Genomic DNA, 17,854 nt, shown 5'->3' on the forward strand with positions numbered 1-17,854 from the left:
AAGCGGACACACCCGAACGACTCGAACCGAGGGAGCGCCATGACCGTCGACCGCCGCCCGGGGGTCGTCCTGACCGATCACGTCCTGCGGGTCCCGCTGGACCACGCGGCGCCCGACGGCGAACGGATCGAGGTGTTCGCACGGGAGGCGGTGGCCGCGGGCCGGGAGCGGGAGCGGCTGCCGTGGCTGCTGTATCTGCGCGGCGGCCCGGGGCTCGCGACGCCCCGTCCGCTCGCCCGCGGCTCCTGGCTGAACCGCGCGCTGCGCGACTACCGCGTGCTGCTCCTGGACCAGCGGGGCACGGGGCGTTCCACGCCCGCGACCCGGCAGACCCTCGCGCGCCGCGGCTCCCCTCAGGAACAGGCCGACTACCTCGCCCACTTCCGCGCCGACTCGATCGTCCGGGACGCCGAGCTGTTCCGCCGCCGTCTGATCGGTGAGGAGCGGTGGAGCGTACTGGGGCAGAGTTTCGGCGGCTTCTGCACGGTCCACTACCTCTCGTACGCCCCCGAGGGGCTGCGCGAGGCGTTCGTGACCGGCGGCCTGCCGGGCCTGGACGTGAGCGCCCGGGACGTCTACCGGGCGGCGTATCCGCGTATCGCGCGCAAGAACGCGGCCCATTACGCGCGTTATCCGCAGGACGTGGCGTCGGTCCTGCGGATCGCCGCGCACCTGCGGGAGCGGGAGGTGCGGCTGCCGGGCGGCGGGCTGCTGACGGCGGAGGCGTTCCAGGGGCTCGGGATGATGCTGGGCGCCGGCAGCGGCTCGTACGCGCTGCACGACATCCTGGACGAGGCGTGGGTGACCGGGGTGTCCGGGCCCGAGCTGTCGGACGCGTTCCTGGAGCGGGTGCGGGCGCGGCTGTCGTTCGCCGAGGCCCCGATGTTCGCCGTGCTGCACGAGTCGATCTACGGCCAGCGGTCGGTGGACGCGAAGGGCACGGGCTGGGCGGCCGAGGCGGTGCGCGGCGAGTTCCCGCGGTTCGACGTGGACCGGGCGCTGGCGGACGGCGGTCCGCTGCACTTCACGGGCGAGACGATCTACCCCTGGCTCTTCGACACCGACCCGGCGCTGCGGCCGCTGAAGGACACCGCCCACGCGCTGGCCGAGCGCACCGACTGGCCCGACCTCTACGACGCGGAGCGGCTGGCGGCGTGCGAGGTGCCGGTCGTGGCGGCGGTGTACGCGGACGACATGTACGTGGACGCCGGGCACTCGCTGCGTACCGCGGAGCGCATCCGCGGCCTGCGGGCGTGGGTGACCAACGAGTGGGAGCACGACGGGCTGACCGTCAGCGACGGCGCGGTCCTGGACCGGCTGCTGCGCATGGTGCGCGGCGAGGTCTGAGGGCCGGCCGGCGCGGGACCGGGCGGATGGCCGTAGGGCGCGGCCACCCGCCCGGGGTTTCACGGGGAGTCAGCCGGTCAGCGCCGGGTAGTCCACGTAGCCGCTGTCGTCGCCGCCGTAGAAGCTCTCGCGCACCGGCTCGTTGAACGGGCCGCCGGCCGCGAGGCGCGCGGGCAGGTCGGGGTTGGCGAGGAAGAGCCGGCCGTACGCCAGCAGGTCGGCCTCGCCCTCCTCGATCAGGGACAGCGCCTCGGGGCCGGCGGAACCGCCGTCGGTGGCGGGGTTCAGCACGAACGTGCCGCCGAAGCGCTTCCGCAGCCGGGCCAGCAGCTCGGCGTCCCGTACGTCGCAGGCGTGCAGGTAGGCCAGGCCGAGCGGGGCGATCTCCTCGACCAGCGCGGTGTAGGTGGCCTCCGGCTCGGGCGCCGTCATGCCGTTGAAGGGGTTGCCGGGCGAGATGCGCAGGGCGGTGCGGCGGGCGCCGATCGCCGCCGCGACGGCCCGGACGACCTCGACGGCGAACCGGGCGCGGGCCTCGTCCGAGCCGCCCCACTCGTCGGTGCGCAGGTTGCTCCCGGGCGAGAGGAACTGGTGGATCAGATAGCCGTTGGCGCCGTGGATCTCCACGCCGTCGAAGCCGGCCTCGATGGCGTTGCGCGCCGCGGTCGCGAAGTCCGCGATCGTCTCGCGGATCTCGTCGCCGGACAGTTCGCGCGGGACGACGCAGTCCTTCATGCCGTCCTCGGTGAAGACCTGCTGTTCGGCGGCGACGGCCGAGGGCGCGACCGGTATCAGACCGTCCGGCAGCACGGTGGGGTGGCCGATCCGGCCGCCGTGCCACAGCTGAGCGAAGATCGTGCCGCCCGCGGCGTGCACGGAGTCGGTGACCTCGCGCCAGCCCGCGATCTGCTCGGGGGTGTGCAGCCCGGGGGTGAGCGGGTAGCCGCGGCCCACCACGTTCGGCTGGGTGGCCTCGGTAATGATCAGGCCGGCCGAGGCACGCTGCGTGTAGTAGCGGACCATGGACGGGGTGGGGACGCCGTCGGCGGTGGCGCGGTTGCGCGTCATCGGTGCCATGACGAGACGGTTGGCGAGCGGCAGCCCGGCCAGGTCGACGGGGTCGAAAGCAGTGGTCAAGAGTTCCCCTTCACGAGGTCCGGTGGTTCACCGGACCCAACGTCCACCGCCGCCACGGCATTCCCGCTCCCCCGTCACCGTGTCAACTCCGGGGCAGATCGAGCCGCTTGAGGAGCGCCAGCAGCCGGTCGACGTCGTCCGCCGTGTTGTACAGGTGGAATCCGGCCCGCAGCTTCCCGGCCCGGACGGCCACCAGGACCCCTTCCCGGGCCAGCGGTTCGTGCGCCTCGGCCAGGGCGGGGACGGTGACGATCGCCGACCCGGGCGCGGGCAGCGGCGCGTACCCCAGTTCGGCGAGCCCGGCGCGGTACCGCTCGGCCAGCGCGGTGTCGTGGGCGTGTACCGCGGCCACCCCGACCTCTTCGAGGAGCGCGAGGGAGCACTGGGCACCGACGTGGACGAGGTGGCCGTGCGGCTCGTCGTACCGGCGGGCGTCCTCGGCCAGGCGTGCGACCGGACCGTAGTTGGCCTCGCCCGGGTCGGCACCGGCCACCCAGCCCGCGTGGAAGGCGGGCGGCTGCGGCGCGTCCTCGGCCACCACCAGGAACGAGGTGCCGCGCGGGCACAGCAGCCACTTGTACGCGCCGCACACGGCGTAGTCGTACTGCCCGGCGTCCAGCGGCAGCCAGCCCGCGGCCTGCGTCATGTCCAGCAGGGTGCGGGCACCGTGCGTACGGGCCGCCTCCCGGACGGCCGCGAGGTCGGCGATCCGGCCGTCCAGCGCCTGCACCGCGCTGCAGCCGACCAGCGCGGTGCCCGGCCGCACGGCGTCGGCCAGCCCCTCCAGCGGTGCGGTGCGCAGGCGCAGCCCGGCGCGGACGGCGAAGGGATTGACCAGCGAGCTGAAGTCGCCCTCGGGGAGCAGCACTTCGGCGCCTTCGGGCAGCGAGGCGGCGATCAGCGCGGTGGACACGGCGACCGAGCTGCCGATGGCGACCCGGTCCGGGGCGGCGCCCACCAGCCGGGCGAAGGAGGCCCGGGCGGCGGCGGCCGGGCCGAAGTAGTCCCGGCCCATCGAGCCGTACGAGGCGGACGCCACGGCCTCGTCCCGCAGTGCGTCGATGGTCCTGGCGGGCAGCAGGCCGCTGCCCGGAGTGTTCAGGTACGTCGTCTCGGGCGCGAACTCCGCGCCGGCCAGTCGCTCCATCCGCCCACTGTGATCGCCCGCGGTCCGGCCGTCCATCCCGCCTCGCCTTGGAGGCTCCCCAAGGACGCCTTGGGGGTGCCGTCCGGAGGAGGCCGCCCGATGGCCGTCGCGGCGCGGCAGGAGGGTTCACTTTTGCCCAACCATGGTCGGTTTTCCGCTGTCCTCGCCCGCCCGCCGATGCACTTGCCGTGCATTCGGCCGTCAGCGCCGCCACGCCCCGGTACGGTCCGCACATGAGGACGCCGCAGGAACGTCTCGGCTCATGGGAGACAGCCGGGGCCGCCACCACCGACAGCCACCCCTTCGACCCCGCGGTCCTGTGCGCGCAGCTGGCGCCGGGCGCACGGATCCTGGACCACGGCTGCGGCCACGGCAGGCGGGTCGCGGAGCTGGTGCGGCTGGGGTATGCGGCCGAAGGCGTGGACGGCGCGCGGACGCCGGTCGAGCACGGGCGGCGGGAGCACCCCGGGCTGCGGCTCACGCACTGTCCCCGGCTGCCGCTGCCCTTCGAAACGGGCCGCTACGCGGCGGCGCTGCTCTTCGGAGTGCTCACCGGCATGCCGGAGGACGCGGAGCAGCGGGCGGTCCTCGGGGAGCTGGCACGCGTGGTGCGCCCCGGCGGGCTGCTGCATCTCAGTGACGTGCCGCTGCAGACCGATCCGCGCTCACGGGCCCGGTACGCCGCGTACGAGGACGAGTTCGGGGCGTACGGGGTGTTCCGCACCGAGGACGGCGCGGTGGTCCGGCACCACGAGCCGGAGCAGCTGCGGCGGCTGCTCCGGATGCACGGCTTCGCCGTGGCCGAGGAGCGCACCGCCGTTGTCGGTGCGCTGCACGGTCATTCCGTACGCCGGGTGCAGCTCATCGCGCGCCGGGAGTCAGCGTGAGCAGCAGGCCGAGGTGCGTGGCATCGGGGGCGGGGCGGCGGGTGTCGTCCGGCAGCCAGCCGTGCCGGGCGTAGAAGTCCCGAGCCCGGCGGTTGTGCCAGTACACCTGGAGACGGGCGGTGGCGTGGCCCGCGGTACGCCAGGCGGTGACGCAGGCATCGTGCAGCGCGGTGCCGACGCCGCTGCGCCAGTGGGCGGGGTCGACGTGCAGCTGGTGCAGTACGACGCCGTCCGGCAGCGCTCCCTCCTCGCGGCGGAAGGACGCGACGCCCACGGCCGTACCGGCGCGTTCCGCGCACAGCACGGTGCCGTCCGGCCGCTCGACGGCCGCGGCCCATGCCTCGCGCCACCGGGCCTGCTCCGCCGGGTCGTCCAGGAGCGCGTCGGGCAGCCGCCCCCGGTAGTAGGAAGCGCGGGCCCGGCCGTGCAGCGCGAGGATCGAGTCCAGGTCCCCCGGCACGGCGGCCCGGACGGTGAGATCCGGGCCGCTCGCGGTGTGGGGCACGGCCGTCACGCCTCGCGCACGCCGTCGACCCGGCGCGGCAGTCCCAGCGGGTTCTCCTCGCGCAGCTCGGGCGGCAGCAGCGCGGGCGGGGTGTCCTGGTAGGCCACCGGGCGCAGCCAGCGCTCGATGGCCGTGCCGCCCACGGAGGTGGAGGTGGACGTGGTCGCCGGGTACGGGCCGCCGTGGTGCTGGGCGGGGGCCACGGCGACGCCGGTGGGCCAGCCGTTGACCACGACGCGGCCGGCGAGCGCGGTGACCTCGGCGAGCAGCTCGCCGCCCCGGCCCTCGCCCGCGCCCTCGGCGCCGGAGAGCTGGAGGGTGGCGGTGAGGTTGCCGGGCAGCCGGCCGAGGACGGCGGTCGCCTCGGCCTCGTCGGCGTACCGCGCGACGACGGTCACCGGGCCGAAGCACTCCTCCAGGAGCAGGTCGTGCGGGCCCTCTGCGGCCAGCCGGGCCGCGGGGAGGGTGAGGAAGCCGGCGGACACGGTGTGCTCGCCGCCCGCGCCGGGCGTCACCGGCGCTTCCACCTCGGGGAGTTCGGCGCGCGCCTGCACGCCCGCGAGGAAGGCGTCCCGCATCCGGTGGTCGAGCAGCACGCCGGCTTCGGTGTCGCTGACCTTGGCGGTCAGCTCCTTGACGAGCCCGTCACCGGCCGCGCCCTCGGGGACCAGCACCAGGCCGGGCTTCACGCAGAACTGCCCGACGCCCAGCGTCATCGCGCCGGCCAGGCCCGCGCCGATCTGCTCGGGGCGCTCCTCGGCGGCCTCGCGGGTGACCACGACGGGGTTGAGGCTGCCCAGCTCGCCGTGGAAGGGGATCGGCTGCGGGCGGGCCGCCGCCGCGTCGTAGAGCGCGCGGCCGCCGCGTACGGAGCCGGTGAAGCCGGCGGCGGAGACCAGCGGGTGGCGGACCAGCTCGACGCCCGCGTCGAAGCCGTGCACCAGGCCGACCACGGCCTCGGGCAGGCCGGACTCGGTGGCGGCACGGCGCAGCAGGGCCGCGCACAGCTCGGAGGTCGCGGGGTGGTCGGGGTGGGCCTTGACGACGACCGGGCAGCCGGCGGCCAGGGCGCTGGCGGTGTCGCCGCCAGGCACCGAGAAGGCGAGCGGGAAGTTGGAGGCCGAGTAGACGGCGACCACGCCGAGCGGGATCTTGTAGCGCCGCAGGTCGGGGCGGGGCGGGGCGAGCTGCGGGTCCGCGTGGTCGATGTGCACGTCCAGGAAGGCGCCCTCGTCCACGATGTCCGCGAAGGCGCGCAACTGGTAGGTGGTGCGGGCCAGTTCACCGGTGAGCCGGCCGGGGCCGAGCGCGGTCTCCGCGTCGGCGGCCTCGATGACCGACTCGCCCGCCTGGTCCAGCAGATCCGCGGCGCGGCGCAGGAAGGCGGCACGTACGGTCCGGTCGGCGAGGGAGCCGCGTGCCTCGTGCGCGGCGCGTACGGTCGCGTCCACCTCCTCGGCTGTGGCCTCGGCCGCAACCTCCTCCCGCTGCTTCCCGCTGCGGGGGTCGACGCTCCAGACTGGTGCTGCCACCGTGCATTCCTCCCGGGCCGAGTACTTGCTGCACACCGGGACTTGTTCGATATACTGAACTCCGTCCCGGAGTGTGAACACCGGTGACTCTATGACTGTCCGAACTGAGGGGTCAAGGGCGATGGCGGCTGCCGAGACCGGGGGATCACAGGTCAAGTCCGCAGTGCGGACGGTCGAACTGCTGGAGTACTTCGCGGGCCGTCCCGGGATGCACAGCCTCGCCTCCGTGCAGGAGGCCGTGGGGTATCCGAAGTCCAGTCTCTACATGCTGCTGCGCACGCTCGTCGACCTCGGCTGGGTCGAGACGGACGCCACCGGCACGCGGTACGGCATCGGGGTGCGTGCCCTGCTCGTCGGCACGTCCTACATCGACGGCGACGAGGTCGTGGCCGCAGCGCGGCCGACGCTGGACCGGCTCTCGGACGACACCACCGAGACCATCCACCTCGCCCGCCTGGACGGCACCAACGTCGTCTACCTGGCCACGCGTCAGTCGCAGCACTACCTCCGCCCGTTCACCCGGGTCGGCCGCCGGCTGCCCGCGCACTCCACCTCGCTGGGCAAGGCGCTGCTCGCGACCCACTCCGACGAGCAGGTCCGCAAGATGCTCCCCGAGACGCTGCCCCCGCTCACCGAGCACACCACCACCGACCGCGAGCGGCTGATCGAGGAGCTGCACACGGTGCGGGAGCAGGGGTACGCGGTCGACCGCGAGGAGAACACCCTCGGGCTGCGCTGCTTCGGCGTGGCGATCCCGTACCGCACGCCGGCCCGCGACGCCATCAGCTGCTCCGTGCCGGTCGCCCGGCTCACCCCGGCGCACGAGCAGATGATCAAGGACGCCCTCTTCGACGCGCGCGACCGCCTGACACTGGCGACGCGCCGCCTCTAGGAAGCTACGGCGCGGCACTTCCGGGGGCCGGTGACGCGGCACTTCCGGGGAACGGCGCGGCCGACCCCCTCAGGCGCCGGAGCCGCTCAGCTCCGTGAGCGCCGTACGTACCGCCTCCAGGTCCACGTCCGAGGCCAGCCCCGCGTGGTACAGCCGCAGTTCATCGGCGCCGGACGCGGCCGCGTGTGCGGCGTCGGCGGCGAGCGTCTCCGGACTGCCGCCCATCCCCCGCACCACCGTGAAGTTCGCCGCCCGAACGCCGCGCCCCTCGAACGGCGCCAGCGCGGCGGCCCGTCCCGTCGCGCTCCCCGTGCACGGCACGACCACGCCGTCCGCGTAGGAGAAGACCTGCCGGGGGGAGACACCCGCGTTCGCGCCGCAGCGGTGCGGGGCCGGGTCGGCGTGCAGCAGGACGCGGAAGTCCGGCCCTGCGGCGGCCCGTACGGCGGCCACGGCCGCGCGCCGCAGCTCCCCGGCGGCCCGGTTCCGCCAGTCGGCGACGGTGTGCGCGTACTCCTCGCCCAGCGCCTCGACGACCTCGGCCCACTCCCCCTCGCGGTCCCCCGCTCCCTCACCGCCGTGGCCCGCCCACACCGGCTCCAGGGCGCGCACCACGGCGCGCCGCAGTCCCTCGGGGTCGGCGCCCAGCGCCGCGTACCCGTTGCGGCACTCGCCGCAGAAGCACAGCGACATCAGGTACTGCGCAGCGCCGCTCAAGGAGGCGCCGCCGATCTTGTCGTGTCCGTGCAGGTGCGCGAGGCCGTACCAGCCGCACGACTCCAGCTCGGTGCCGCGGGTGTGCGGCCGCACGGCGGCCTCGGCGGCCAGTGTCACCAGATACTCGTGCACCTCGGGACGGGCGATACAGGGGGCCCAGGGGTAGGCGTCCCCGTAGGCGTTGCGGACGACGGACTCCGGGTGCTCGGCGCCCAGCCGGGAGTTGTGCGCGAGCACCACCCAGGAGTGCACCTCCAGACCCGCGTCCGTGAGCGCGCGGGCGGCCTCCGCGTACGGGTCGGACTCCGGGAGCCAGTCCTGCGTGTACGGGCGCAGCGCGCGGCCCGCCCAGCGCTCGGGAGCGGACGGGTAGAGGACGGCGGAGTGCCGGGCGGTGACGACGCGGTGCCGGGGGTGGCGCGGGGTGAGGGCCCGGGTGGAGTGGTAGGCGGAGGCGAGGGTGACCTGCGCGACCCCGAGCCCGGCGATCCGGCGCGCGGCGTCCGGGTCCCCGACGACGTCCCAGGGGTAGAGGAAGGCGGCGGCGCGCATCGTGCTCCCTTCGAAGAACCACGTCCGGAACACGCCCGGAACCACGTCTTCAGAAACGTATCCATGGCCAGTGTCCATATGAGTGAACGCGATGACGCTAAGACAGCCCGTCTGGCGGGTCAAGAGCCGTTCCACGTCCACCATCTTGACCACGGCAGCGCGCTTCTTTACGTTGACCGCCATGACCGCACCCCGCACCGTTCTGCTGACCGGCGCCGCCGGCGGCCTCGGCACCCTGATGCGAGAACTGCTGCCCCCGTACGGCTACCGGCTGCGGCTCTTCGACAGGCTGCCCATCGAGGGCGAGCCGGACGCGATCGTCGCCGACCTCGCCGACCGGGACGCGCTGCGCAAGGCCGTGGAGGGCGTCGACGCGGTGATCCACCTGGCCGGCATCTCCCTGGAGTCCACCTTCGAGAAGATCCTGGCCGCGAACATCGAGGGCACGTACCACCTCTACGAAGCGGCCCGCGAGGCAGGCGTGCGGCGGATCGTCTTCGCCTCCTCCAACCACGCCGTGGGCTTCACCCCGCGCCCCGAGGACGGTTCCGGCGCCATCCCGCTGAACACCCCGCGCCGCCCCGACACCTTCTACGGGCTGTCCAAGGGCTTCGGGGAGGACCTGGCGTCGCTCTACTGGGACCTGCACGGCATCGAGACCGTCTCCGTGCGCATCGGCTCCTGCTTCCCGCGGCCCACGTCGGTGCGCATGCTGTCGATCTGGATGAGCCCCGCCGACGGCGCCCGGCTGCTGCACGCGGCGGTCACCGCGAAGGACGTCGGCCACACCGTCGTCTACGGCTCCTCCGCCAACACCCGGCTGTGGTGGGACCTCTCCAGCGCCCGCGCCCTCGGATACGAGCCGCGGGACGACTCCGAGGTGTACGCCGCCGAACTCCTCGCCGAGCAGGGCCCCCTGGACCCGGACAACCCCGAACACGCGCACCTCGGCGGCGCCTTCTGCACGGACCCGCCGGTCTGGCCGCACTGAACACCGGCCGGCGTACGGCCGGCACGCGGCCGACGTGCACCGATGGTGGTATACGGCACGGAACTCCGGGCAGCCTCCTCGCGTCCTTGAAGACGTAACAACCCCTTGCAGGAACGAGGAACACCATCATGGGCATCGTCAGCTGGCTCGTACTGGGGCTGATCGCCGGCGTCATCGCCAAGATCCTGCTGCCCGGACGGGACCCGGGCGGCCTGGTCGGCACGACGCTGACCGGCATCGTGGGCTCGTTCGTCGGCGGCTGGCTCTCCACCAAGCTCCTCGACCGTCCGATACCGAAGGACTTCTTCGAGCCGTCCATGTGGATCGCCTCCATCGCCGGCGCCCTGGTCCTGCTGATCATCTACCGGCTGCTCTTCGGCAACTCCCGCGAACGGCACTGACGGCGGGCGACCGAAGCCCTTCCGCGGCGGGCGGCAGATGAGCGAGCGCACGGTCGGCACATGATCGAGTGGGTAATGGAACCGTAAAGCGGTGCCGGTCGTTACCCACAACATGACCGCTATGACTCCCGGCTCGAACCTCCCGCTCTCCGCAGCGCGGGTGGCGGTGGACGTCACCGCGCCCGTGCGGCTGGACGTCTCGGGCCTGCTGCTGACCGCCGACGGCAAGGTGCGCTCGGACGACGACTTCGTCTTCTACAACCAACCGAGCGGCCCCGGCGTGACCCACACCGCGGGCGGGGGCGGCAGCGGCGACACCATCACGGTGGACACCGCCGCCGTGCCGGCCGGCATCGAGAAGATCGTCGTCACGGCCAGCCTGGACGCGCCGGGCGCCACCTTCGCGGGCACGGAGCCGACGGCCACGGTGCGCAGCGCCGACGACGGCAGCGTGATCGCCACGTTCACCCCGCCCCAGCTGGGCGCCGAGACCGCCCTCGTGGTCGTCGAGGTCTACCGCCGCAACGGTGCCTGGAAGGTCCGCGCGGTCGGCCAGGGCTACGCCAACGGCCTGGCCGGCATCGCCACGGACTTCGGCGTCTCCGTCGAGGAACCCGCGGCGCCCGCCGCGGCCCCCGCGCTGCAGCAGCCCGCCACGCCGCCCGCGCCGCCGCAGCCGGGTGCGCCGGCCGCCGGCCAGTGGGGCCCGCCCACCGGCTCCCCCGCCCCGCTCGCCCCGCCGACCGCCGTCCCCGGCGCGCCGGGCTCCATGGGCACGCCCACGCCGCCGCCCGCGGCCCCGCCGGCCCCGGCCCCCGGCGCCGGGAAGATCAACCTCGACAAGGGCCGCGTCAGCCTCCAGAAGAACCAGACCGTGTCCCTGGTCAAGGGCGGCCGGCCGCTGCTGTCCTCGGTCCGGATGGGCCTCGGCTGGGAGCCCGCCTTCCGCGGCAAGAGCGTCGACCTGGACGCCTCGGTCATCGCGTACGGCCCGGACCGCAAGAAGATCGACAACTGCTTCTTCGGCAAGCTCACGATCCTCAACGGCGCGATCCAGCACTCCGGGGACAACCTCACCGGCGAGGGCGCGGGCGACGACGAGGCGATCACGGTCCACCTCGGCGGCCTCCCCCCGGAGGTCACCGGCCTGGTCTTCACGGTGAACAGCTTCTCCGGCCAGAAGTTCACCGACGTCGCCAAGGCCTACTGCCGTCTGCTGGACGCCCAGTCCGGCGAGGAACTGGTCCGCTTCGACCTGACCGGCTCGGAGAAGCGCACGGGCGTCCTGATGGCCAAGCTCATCCGCCAGTACAGCGGCGAATGGGAAATGACAGCCCTCGGCGACTACGTCGACTCCCGCACGGTCCGCGGCATGGTCAAGCCGGGCGCGCAGGCGCTCTGACGGACGCGCCGGGGCGGCGGACATCCCGTCACCCCGGCGCGGCTCGCCGGTCCGCTACGCCTCCACGCCGAGCAGCCGCTCCGCCCGGAGACCGGCGACCAGGGCCGCCTCTCCGACCGCGTGCGCCAGGTACTGAACAGCCGTACGCAGCTCCGCCACGGACGCCGCCGGGTCACCGGCCAGGGCCCGCCCCCCAGGAGGCGTCGGCCTCCGCCGCGACGAGCATCTCGGCCTCCATGAGGTCGGCCAGATGATTCACGATGCCGTCCCCCGGCGGGACGTAGGCCGCCCGGCCTTCTTCGGTCCAGGGCAATCGTCGTAGGGTCTCCATGTCGGCACTCCTTTGCAGTGTCGGCCACGCCCCGGGGCCGGGTCCGATCCGGCCGCCGGGGTTTCTCACGCCCAGACTACGCACACTGTGCGCGCTGTGCACAGTGTGCACAGTGTGCGCCCCATAGCGCGGAGCGCACGGTGTGCGCAGACACTGGAGCACGTGGAAATCGTCTACGAGTACGTCCGTGTCGCTGAGGATCTCGCCCGTCAGATCGAGGCCGGGGAGATCCCGAGGGGCGGCCGCATGCCGAACGAGCGGGAGCTGGCTGAGGTCTACCGCGTCTCCGCCGGTACGGTCCGCCGCGCTGTCCAGGAGCTGCGCGCTCGGGGGCTGGTGGCGACCCTCGCCGGGAAGGGCACGTTCGTCATCGCCGGAGCGGATGACGAGTCATGAGCGAGATGCCGCGCTATCGGTACGAAGAGCTGGCCGACCGGATCCAGGAGGAGGTCCGGTCGGGCAAGCTGGCGAAGGGCGCCGCCCTGCCCGCTGAACGCCGGATGACGGAGGTCTACGGGGTCAGCATCGGCACCGTGCGCCGCGCCGTCGCGCTGCTCCGGGACCGCGGCGTGGCGGCGACACTGCCCGCGAAGGGCACGTTCGTGCTCGGCCCCGGCAGCTAGGTCACTGGCCGAGACCCGCCACCGCCGCCAGTCTCCGGTAGGAGTCCAGCTGGGCGGCACGGTCGTACGTGCTGGTGGTGACCAGCAGTTCGTCGGCGGAGGTCGCGTCGAGCAGTTCCGCGAGGGCCGTGCGGACCTCTGCCTCCGTGCCGTGGATCTGGCCGCGCAGGGCCGCCTCGTAGAAGTCCCGCTCCTTCGCGGTCATGGCCGGCTCCCGGGCGAGCACGTCCTCGACCGGCTCCAGTGGCGGGAAGACGCCGCGCGTCCGGGAGTACGCCATCGCCCAGGCCTCCGGGAGCAGCAGCCGGCGGGCCTGCTCCGTGGTGGCGGCCACCGCGACGGTCGCGGAGACGACGACGTACGGGCGGTCCCACAGCGCCGAGGGCCGGAACCCGGCGCGGTAGCGCCCAATCGCGCGCAGCAGCGCGTCGCGGCCGCGGACTTCGCCGATCACCAGGGCCAGTCCGGCGTCCGCCGCGATCTCCGCGCCGGAGCCCGTGGCCAGTACGAAGGCGGGCACGGTCAGGCCCTCGGCAGGCCGCGCGTGCACCTGCGGGTGGGCGGTCTGGGTGCCGGTGAAATAGCCGGTCAGCTCGGCGAGCTGCGCGCCGAAGTCCTCGGCGGCGTCCTTCTCCGTCCCCAGCGCCCGCCGGATGCCGTCGGTGAAGCCGACCGAGCGGCCCAGGCCCATGTCGATCCGGCCGGGGAAGAGCGAGGCGAGCACGCCGAACTGCTCGGCGACGACCAGCGGCCGGTGGTTGGGCAGCATCACCCCGCCCGTGCCGACGCGGATGCGGTCGGTCGCGGCGGCGACGGCAGCGGCGAGCACGGTGGGCGCGGAACCGGCCACGCCGGGCACGCTGTGGTGCTCCGACACCCAGAAGCGGTGATAGCCGAGCCGCTCCGCCTCCCGGGCGAAGCGCACCGTCTCCTGGAGGGCTTCGGCCTCCGGCCGTCCCACTCTGGTGCGGGAGCGGTCCAGGACCGAGAATCGTGGGGCCGCTGTCGTGGAGTTCACCTTCCGTACAACGTTCTGGGGCGCACGGGATTCCACACCGGTCTCCCAGACCCCGCCGAGCAGCGAGGAGCCCCGGATGCCCGCCGACCAGCCGCCCACCGTCCCCTCCGTGGACGAGATCTACGGGGAGTTCGACCTCAGCACCGTCCCCGCGTTCGCCGGCGGGTTCATCAACTTCGGCTACTGGGCGGACGCGCCGTCCGGCCGCCCGCTGACCGAGGCCGACCGGATCGCCACGGAGCAGGCGCTGTACCGGCTGGTGCTGCGCGAGCTCGGCCGTACCGAGGGGCGGGACGCCGTCGAGGTCGGTTGCGGGCTGGGCCTCGGCTCGGCGCTCGCGCTGAACGAGTACGGCTTCGGCTCGGTCGTCGGCCTGGACGTCCACCCCGACCAGGTCGAACGGGCCCGTCGGCGGAACGCCGACGCGCGGGCCGCGCACCCGGACCGGCTGGACTACCGGCGCGGCGCGGCCCAGCGGATGCCGCTGCCGGACGCCTCGGTGGACTGCCTGTTCTCGGTCGAGGCGGCCCAGCACTTCCCCGACATGCCGGGCTTCGCGCGCGAGGCGGCGCGAGTGCTGCGCGCGGGCGGCCGGCTGGCGCTGACGACGTTCTTCGCCACCGGCCAGCAGGCCGCCCGCGCGCTGCCCGGACTGCTGCCCACCTACGCCGACGGCCTCGACCTCGCTCACGTGGCGGACGAGGTGGCCGCCGAGCTGGCGGCGGCCGGGCTGTCGGACGTGCGGATCCGGGCGATCGGGGAGTCGGTGTGGGCCGCGTACGACCGGTATCTCGCTCAGGTGCCCGAGCTGCGTGAGCTGTGGCCGCGCCGGTTCCTGACCGCGTACGAGAAGGGGCTGCTGGACTACTACGTGCTCACCGCGGTCCGGCCGGGCTCTGTCTGATCCGGCCGGGCTCCCCCTGAAACCTGATTCCGACCGGGCTCCCCCTGGGACCGGCCGGTTCCCCCGATCCGGCCGGTCCCGCGGAGCGTCAGCGCCCCGTCAGCCCTGCCGCCGCCAGGGGCCGGTGATCGCGAGCATGATCCCCGGGTCCTGGATGTTGGCGAACAGCGTCTGCCCGTCGGGCGAGAAGACCGGGCCGGTGAACTCGCTGTACTCCGGCTCCTCGGCGGTGCCGATGTTCAGCTCGTTGCGCGCGACCGGGTAGGTGCGGCCGTCCTCGGTGGCGCCGAAAAGGTGCTGCACGCCCTCGCCGTCCTCGGCGATGATCAGTCCGCCGTACGGCGAGACGCTGATGTTGTCCGGGCCGTCCAGGGCGCCTTCCTTCGAAGGGTCGGCGTTGACGCCGAAGCGGACCTTCAGGGTCAGCGTGCGGCGGGCGGGGTTGTAGAACCACACCTGGCCGTCGTGCTGGACCGGGCTCTCCTCACGGGCGTAGGACGACACGACGTACGCGCCGCCGTCCGCCCACCACATGCCCTCCAGCTTGCGGGCGCGGGTGACCTCACCGTCCTTGAACTGCTTGCGGACGGAGGTCGTACGGGCGTCGCGGTCCGGGACCTCGACCCAGTCCACGCCGTACACGGTGCCGGGCTCGGTGGCCCGGGAGAGGTCGTCGACGAACCGGCCGCCGGAGTCGAAGCACTTGAACGCGGCGAGCACACCCGCGTCGTCGGCGAGGGTGCGCAGCTGCCCGCGGCCGTGCCGGAAGCCCTGCGGCGGGGTCCAGCGGTAGAGCAGGCCGTTGGGGGTGTCGGCGTCCTCGGTGAGGAAGACGTGGCCGCGCTTGGGGTCGACGACGACGGCCTCGTGCGGGTAGCGGCCGAACGCCTTGACCGGCCTGGGGTCGCGGGCCGCCCGGTGGTCGCGCGGGTCGACCTCGAAGACGTAACCGTGGTCCTTGGTCATGCCGTTCTGGCCGGCCTTGTCCTCGGTCTCCTCGCCGCTCAGCCAGGTGCCCCAGGGAGTGCGTCCGCCGGCGCAGTTGGTGGAGGTACCGGCGACGCCGACCCACTCGCTGACGTGCTCGCCGTCCTTGGAGACCTCGACGACGGTGCAGCCGCCCGCCGCCGCCGGGTCGTAGACCAGGCCCTCGGCGAGCGGGACCGGGTGCTCCGCCTTGCTGCGCGCCCCCTTGATCTCGTGATTGTTCACGAGCAGGGTCGCGCCGCGCGAGCCCTCGAAGGTGGCCGTGCCGTCGTGCTTGGCGGGCGTGTATTCGCCGCTCTCCAGCTTGGTCACGCCGGTACGGGTGATGATCTTGTAGCTGAAGCCGGCGGGCAGCGCGAGGATGCCCTCCGGATCGGCGATCAGCGGGCCGTAGCCGAGCTGCCGCTTCCCGTCGTCACCGGCGGCCTGTCCGGCCTCCTCGCCGATGGCCCCGGGGGCCGTGGCCAGCACCCCGACGCTGCCGGCGAGCGCCACTCCGGCGCCGGTGTACGTCGCGCGCTTGGCGAAGTCCCTGCGGGTGAGGGGCATGGTCATCTCCTGGCTGGCTGGATTCTTTCCGCGCTTCCGCGCGACAGGCTGGCGGGCCCGCCCGAATTCCAGTTGAACGGGGCACGACGTCCAGGAAGCGTTTTTCCCGGCGCTACGTCCCCGTGGCGAGGACGGAAACGGCCCGCCGCCCCTGCACGTGCGCACGGGCGACGGGCCTTTCCTGCCGGGGAACCGGCGGCTAGCCGTCCTTCTTGGAGCGCGCCTTGAAGGCCGCCTTGCGGGCCTCCTTCGCCGCCTTCTTGTCCGGGTGGAGCCGGCCCATGGCCTCCAGGACGTCGGCGGTCGCCGGGTGGTCCACCCGCCAGACCGCGTCGAAGAAGCCCGCGTGCTGGCCCACGAGTCCCTCGATCAGGTCCCGCAGCTCGGCCGTGTCCTCGTCGGCGGTGCCCAGCTGCGCGGCGAGGGTGTCCACGGTGAGCCAGAAGATCATGTCCTGGGACGGCTCGGGGATGCCGGGCGCGCCGTGCTCGGCCAGCCACACCCGGGCCAGCCCGCCCAGCTGCCGGTCGTCGAGCACCTCGCGCAGCGCGGGCTCGGCCTCCGCTCCGACCAGCGACAGCGTCTGCTGGCAGGCGAGCCGGCGCTGCGGCGCCCGCTCGTCGTCGCCGCGCGCGGCGGACAGCAGGTCGCGCGCCGCGGAGAGGGCGTCGCGGGCCGCGAGCCACTGCTCGGACTCGGCCTGCGCGAGGTTCTCCGGGTAGCCGGGCAGGGCGGCGAGCAGCACGTCGGCGCCCTTGTCGGCGAGGTCACCGACGGCGGGCGCCTCGACGCCCGCGTCCAGCATCCGCGCCCGGACCGCGTACATGCCCAGCGGGGTGAGGCGGACCATGCCGTACCGGCTGACGTCCTCCTCCTCCAGCGGCTCGGCGATGGGGGTCCCCCCTGAACCGGAGCCTGTCGAAGGTTCTTGGGGGAGAACGGTCTCGCCCTCCTCGTCCAGCTCCTCGATGAGCGCCTGGTCCACCGGCTGGTACGCGACCAGCCCGATCGGCTCCAGGACCCGGAACTGGTCGTCCAGGCGCATCATCGCCTCGGAGACCTCTTCGAGGATGTCGTCGGTGGGCTCGTCCATGTCGGCCGGGACGATCATCGAGGCGGCGAGGGCCGGCAGCGGGACGCTCTGCTCGGGGTCCTCGGCCAGCGCGCAGAGCATGTAGAGGTTGCCGAGGATGCCGTCCAGCAGCTCGGCCTCGTCCTCCGGATTCCAGTCGATGGAGTCCAGGTCCAGCTCGCCGCCCTCGGCGATCTGCTCGACGATGTCACTGAGGTCGGGCGCGGCCGCGTCGGCCAGCACGGTCTCCATGCCGCCGAGCCAGATCGCCAGCACGTCCTGCGGGCTGCCGCCGGTCAGCAGGCGCAGCTCCTCGCCGGGCGCCGCGGTGCCGGCCGGGGCGCCGTCGGGCAGGTCCTCGTCCTCGCCGGCCTGCTCCTCGATCTCGACCAGGCCGGTGTCCACGGCCAGCTGCCAGGCCTCGGCGGCGTAGCCGGTGCCGTCCTCGTCGACGGCCAGGCCGAGGTGGGCCGCGGCCTCGGCGAGCTGCTCGTCGAGGAGGTCACCGCCGACGCCGACCGGTACCTCGCGCTCGGCCCAGCGGGCGAGCTTCGCCGCCCGGGCGAAGAGGGGCGCGCTCAGTGCGTCCCTGGCCAGCTCCGCTTCGGGGTGCAGCCGCACCGGGGGAAGGGTGGGGCGCTCGTCGGACATCTACGGTTCAGCTCCTCGGGCGGACTACAGCTGGTGCGCCGCCCAGCGTAGACGGAATCGTGACCATCCCGGGCGGTTCACCGCCCCGTCCGCCGGTGTCCACCGGACGAGCCTTGACAACTTCCGTGCGCACACAAGAGATTGACGCGCGTAGCGGACCGTCCTCCGATACGTCGTTCCTCCCTCGTTTCCCCACGCTCCCGGAGGCC

General features: G+C 73.7%; 18 protein-coding genes. 9 read left to right on the forward strand and 9 right to left on the reverse strand.

The features are described 5' to 3' along the window. Nucleotides 1-39: 39 nt before the first annotated feature. On the forward strand, nucleotides 40-1,347 hold the full coding sequence (locus ACIGQF_RS10175; protein ID WP_399707775.1) for an alpha/beta fold hydrolase: 1,308 nt from the start codon (nucleotides 40-42) through the stop codon (nucleotides 1,345-1,347). 69 nt (nucleotides 1,348-1,416) lie between these two features. Here ACIGQF_RS10175 and ACIGQF_RS10180 read toward each other — a convergent pair whose 3' ends face one another. Both ACIGQF_RS10180 and ACIGQF_RS10185 read right to left on the reverse strand, forming a co-directional pair. After that, nucleotides 1,417-2,484, reverse strand: a complete 1,068-nt coding sequence (locus ACIGQF_RS10180; protein ID WP_399707778.1) for an alkene reductase — start codon at nucleotides 2,482-2,484, stop codon at nucleotides 1,417-1,419. Nucleotides 2,485-2,566: 82 nt separating this feature from the next. Continuing rightward, nucleotides 2,567-3,631, reverse strand: coding sequence for an aminotransferase class V-fold PLP-dependent enzyme (locus ACIGQF_RS10185; protein ID WP_399707779.1), 1,065 nt, complete (start codon nucleotides 3,629-3,631; stop codon nucleotides 2,567-2,569). Between the two features lie 233 nt (nucleotides 3,632-3,864). Between ACIGQF_RS10185 and ACIGQF_RS10190 the strand changes: the two genes are divergently transcribed. Continuing rightward, nucleotides 3,865-4,518, forward strand: a complete 654-nt coding sequence (locus ACIGQF_RS10190; RefSeq protein ID WP_399707781.1) for a class I SAM-dependent methyltransferase — start codon at nucleotides 3,865-3,867, stop codon at nucleotides 4,516-4,518. On the opposite strand, the gene ACIGQF_RS10195 is transcribed toward ACIGQF_RS10190, so the two are convergent. Both ACIGQF_RS10195 and ACIGQF_RS10200 read right to left on the reverse strand, forming a co-directional pair. Then, a complete protein-coding gene (locus tag ACIGQF_RS10195; RefSeq protein ID WP_399707783.1) occupies nucleotides 4,493-5,023 on the reverse strand; it encodes a GNAT family N-acetyltransferase in 531 nt (176 codons plus the stop codon). The genes ACIGQF_RS10190 and ACIGQF_RS10195 overlap by 26 nt on opposite strands. A 5-nt stretch (nucleotides 5,024-5,028) precedes the next feature. Continuing rightward, on the reverse strand, nucleotides 5,029-6,555 hold the full coding sequence (locus ACIGQF_RS10200) for an aldehyde dehydrogenase (NADP(+)) (protein ID WP_399707785.1): 1,527 nt from the start codon (nucleotides 6,553-6,555) through the stop codon (nucleotides 5,029-5,031). A 121-nt stretch (nucleotides 6,556-6,676) separates the two neighbouring features. Here ACIGQF_RS10200 and ACIGQF_RS10205 point away from each other — a divergent pair, with 121 nt between their 5' ends. Then, on the forward strand, nucleotides 6,677-7,447 hold the full coding sequence (locus ACIGQF_RS10205; protein WP_399707787.1) for an IclR family transcriptional regulator: 771 nt from the start codon (nucleotides 6,677-6,679) through the stop codon (nucleotides 7,445-7,447). A gap of 69 nt (nucleotides 7,448-7,516) precedes the next feature. Here ACIGQF_RS10205 and ACIGQF_RS10210 read toward each other — a convergent pair whose 3' ends face one another. Next, on the reverse strand, nucleotides 7,517-8,716 hold the full coding sequence (locus ACIGQF_RS10210; protein WP_399708571.1) for a hypothetical protein: 1,200 nt from the start codon (nucleotides 8,714-8,716) through the stop codon (nucleotides 7,517-7,519). A 181-nt stretch (nucleotides 8,717-8,897) separates the two neighbouring features. Between ACIGQF_RS10210 and ACIGQF_RS10215 the strand changes: the two genes are divergently transcribed. The 3 genes from ACIGQF_RS10215 (at nucleotide 8,898) to ACIGQF_RS10225 (ending at nucleotide 11,510) form a co-directional block, all read left to right on the forward strand. Next, nucleotides 8,898-9,707 carry an NAD-dependent epimerase/dehydratase family protein gene (locus ACIGQF_RS10215; RefSeq protein WP_399707788.1) on the forward strand — a complete coding sequence of 270 codons (810 nt, stop codon included), beginning with the start codon at nucleotides 8,898-8,900 and terminating at the stop codon, nucleotides 9,705-9,707. Between the two features lie 128 nt (nucleotides 9,708-9,835). Continuing rightward, the gene (locus ACIGQF_RS10220; protein WP_361560175.1) at nucleotides 9,836-10,108 is read left to right on the forward strand and encodes a GlsB/YeaQ/YmgE family stress response membrane protein; all 273 of its coding nucleotides are present in this window, start codon (nucleotides 9,836-9,838) and stop codon (nucleotides 10,106-10,108) included. 121 nt (nucleotides 10,109-10,229) lie between these two features. Beyond that, nucleotides 10,230-11,510 (forward strand): TerD family protein, encoded by a 1,281-nt coding sequence (locus ACIGQF_RS10225; protein ID WP_399707791.1) that lies wholly within the window; start codon nucleotides 10,230-10,232, stop codon nucleotides 11,508-11,510. A 172-nt stretch (nucleotides 11,511-11,682) separates the two neighbouring features. Here ACIGQF_RS10225 and ACIGQF_RS10230 read toward each other — a convergent pair whose 3' ends face one another. Next, nucleotides 11,683-11,841, reverse strand: coding sequence for a hypothetical protein (locus ACIGQF_RS10230; RefSeq protein ID WP_399707793.1), 159 nt, complete (start codon nucleotides 11,839-11,841; stop codon nucleotides 11,683-11,685). A gap of 162 nt (nucleotides 11,842-12,003) precedes the next feature. On the opposite strand from ACIGQF_RS10230, the gene ACIGQF_RS10235 reads away from it, so the two are divergent. Together ACIGQF_RS10235 and ACIGQF_RS10240 are read left to right on the forward strand one after the other, a co-directional pair. After that, complete coding sequence (locus ACIGQF_RS10235; RefSeq protein WP_399707795.1) at nucleotides 12,004-12,237, forward strand: winged helix-turn-helix domain-containing protein; 234 nt, start codon at nucleotides 12,004-12,006, stop codon at nucleotides 12,235-12,237. Beyond that, nucleotides 12,234-12,464 (forward strand): winged helix-turn-helix domain-containing protein, encoded by a 231-nt coding sequence (locus ACIGQF_RS10240; RefSeq protein WP_399707797.1) that lies wholly within the window; start codon nucleotides 12,234-12,236, stop codon nucleotides 12,462-12,464. The genes ACIGQF_RS10235 and ACIGQF_RS10240 overlap by 4 nt, the downstream gene beginning before the upstream one ends. A 1-nt stretch (nucleotide 12,465) precedes the next feature. Here the strand turns inward: ACIGQF_RS10240 and ACIGQF_RS10245 are convergent, their stop codons facing one another. Next, the gene (locus tag ACIGQF_RS10245; protein ID WP_399708574.1) at nucleotides 12,466-13,482 is read right to left on the reverse strand and encodes an MsnO8 family LLM class oxidoreductase; all 1,017 of its coding nucleotides are present in this window, start codon (nucleotides 13,480-13,482) and stop codon (nucleotides 12,466-12,468) included. Between the two features lie 76 nt (nucleotides 13,483-13,558). Between ACIGQF_RS10245 and ACIGQF_RS10250 the strand changes: the two genes are divergently transcribed. After that, a complete protein-coding gene (locus ACIGQF_RS10250) occupies nucleotides 13,559-14,386 on the forward strand; it encodes a class I SAM-dependent methyltransferase (RefSeq protein ID WP_399707799.1) in 828 nt (275 codons plus the stop codon). Nucleotides 14,387-14,485: 99 nt separating this feature from the next. Here ACIGQF_RS10250 and ACIGQF_RS10255 read toward each other — a convergent pair whose 3' ends face one another. Both ACIGQF_RS10255 and ACIGQF_RS10260 read right to left on the reverse strand, forming a co-directional pair. After that, nucleotides 14,486-15,922 carry an alkaline phosphatase PhoX gene (locus ACIGQF_RS10255; protein ID WP_399707801.1) on the reverse strand — a complete coding sequence of 479 codons (1,437 nt, stop codon included), beginning with the start codon at nucleotides 15,920-15,922 and terminating at the stop codon, nucleotides 14,486-14,488. A gap of 199 nt (nucleotides 15,923-16,121) precedes the next feature. After that, a complete protein-coding gene (locus tag ACIGQF_RS10260; protein ID WP_399707802.1) occupies nucleotides 16,122-17,645 on the reverse strand; it encodes a hypothetical protein in 1,524 nt (507 codons plus the stop codon). Nucleotides 17,646-17,854 lie beyond the last annotated feature (209 nt).

This window comes from Streptomyces sp. NPDC053560, from assembly GCF_044544605.1.
In the GTDB taxonomy this organism is placed as follows: Bacteria; Actinomycetota; Actinomycetes; order Streptomycetales; family Streptomycetaceae; genus Streptomyces.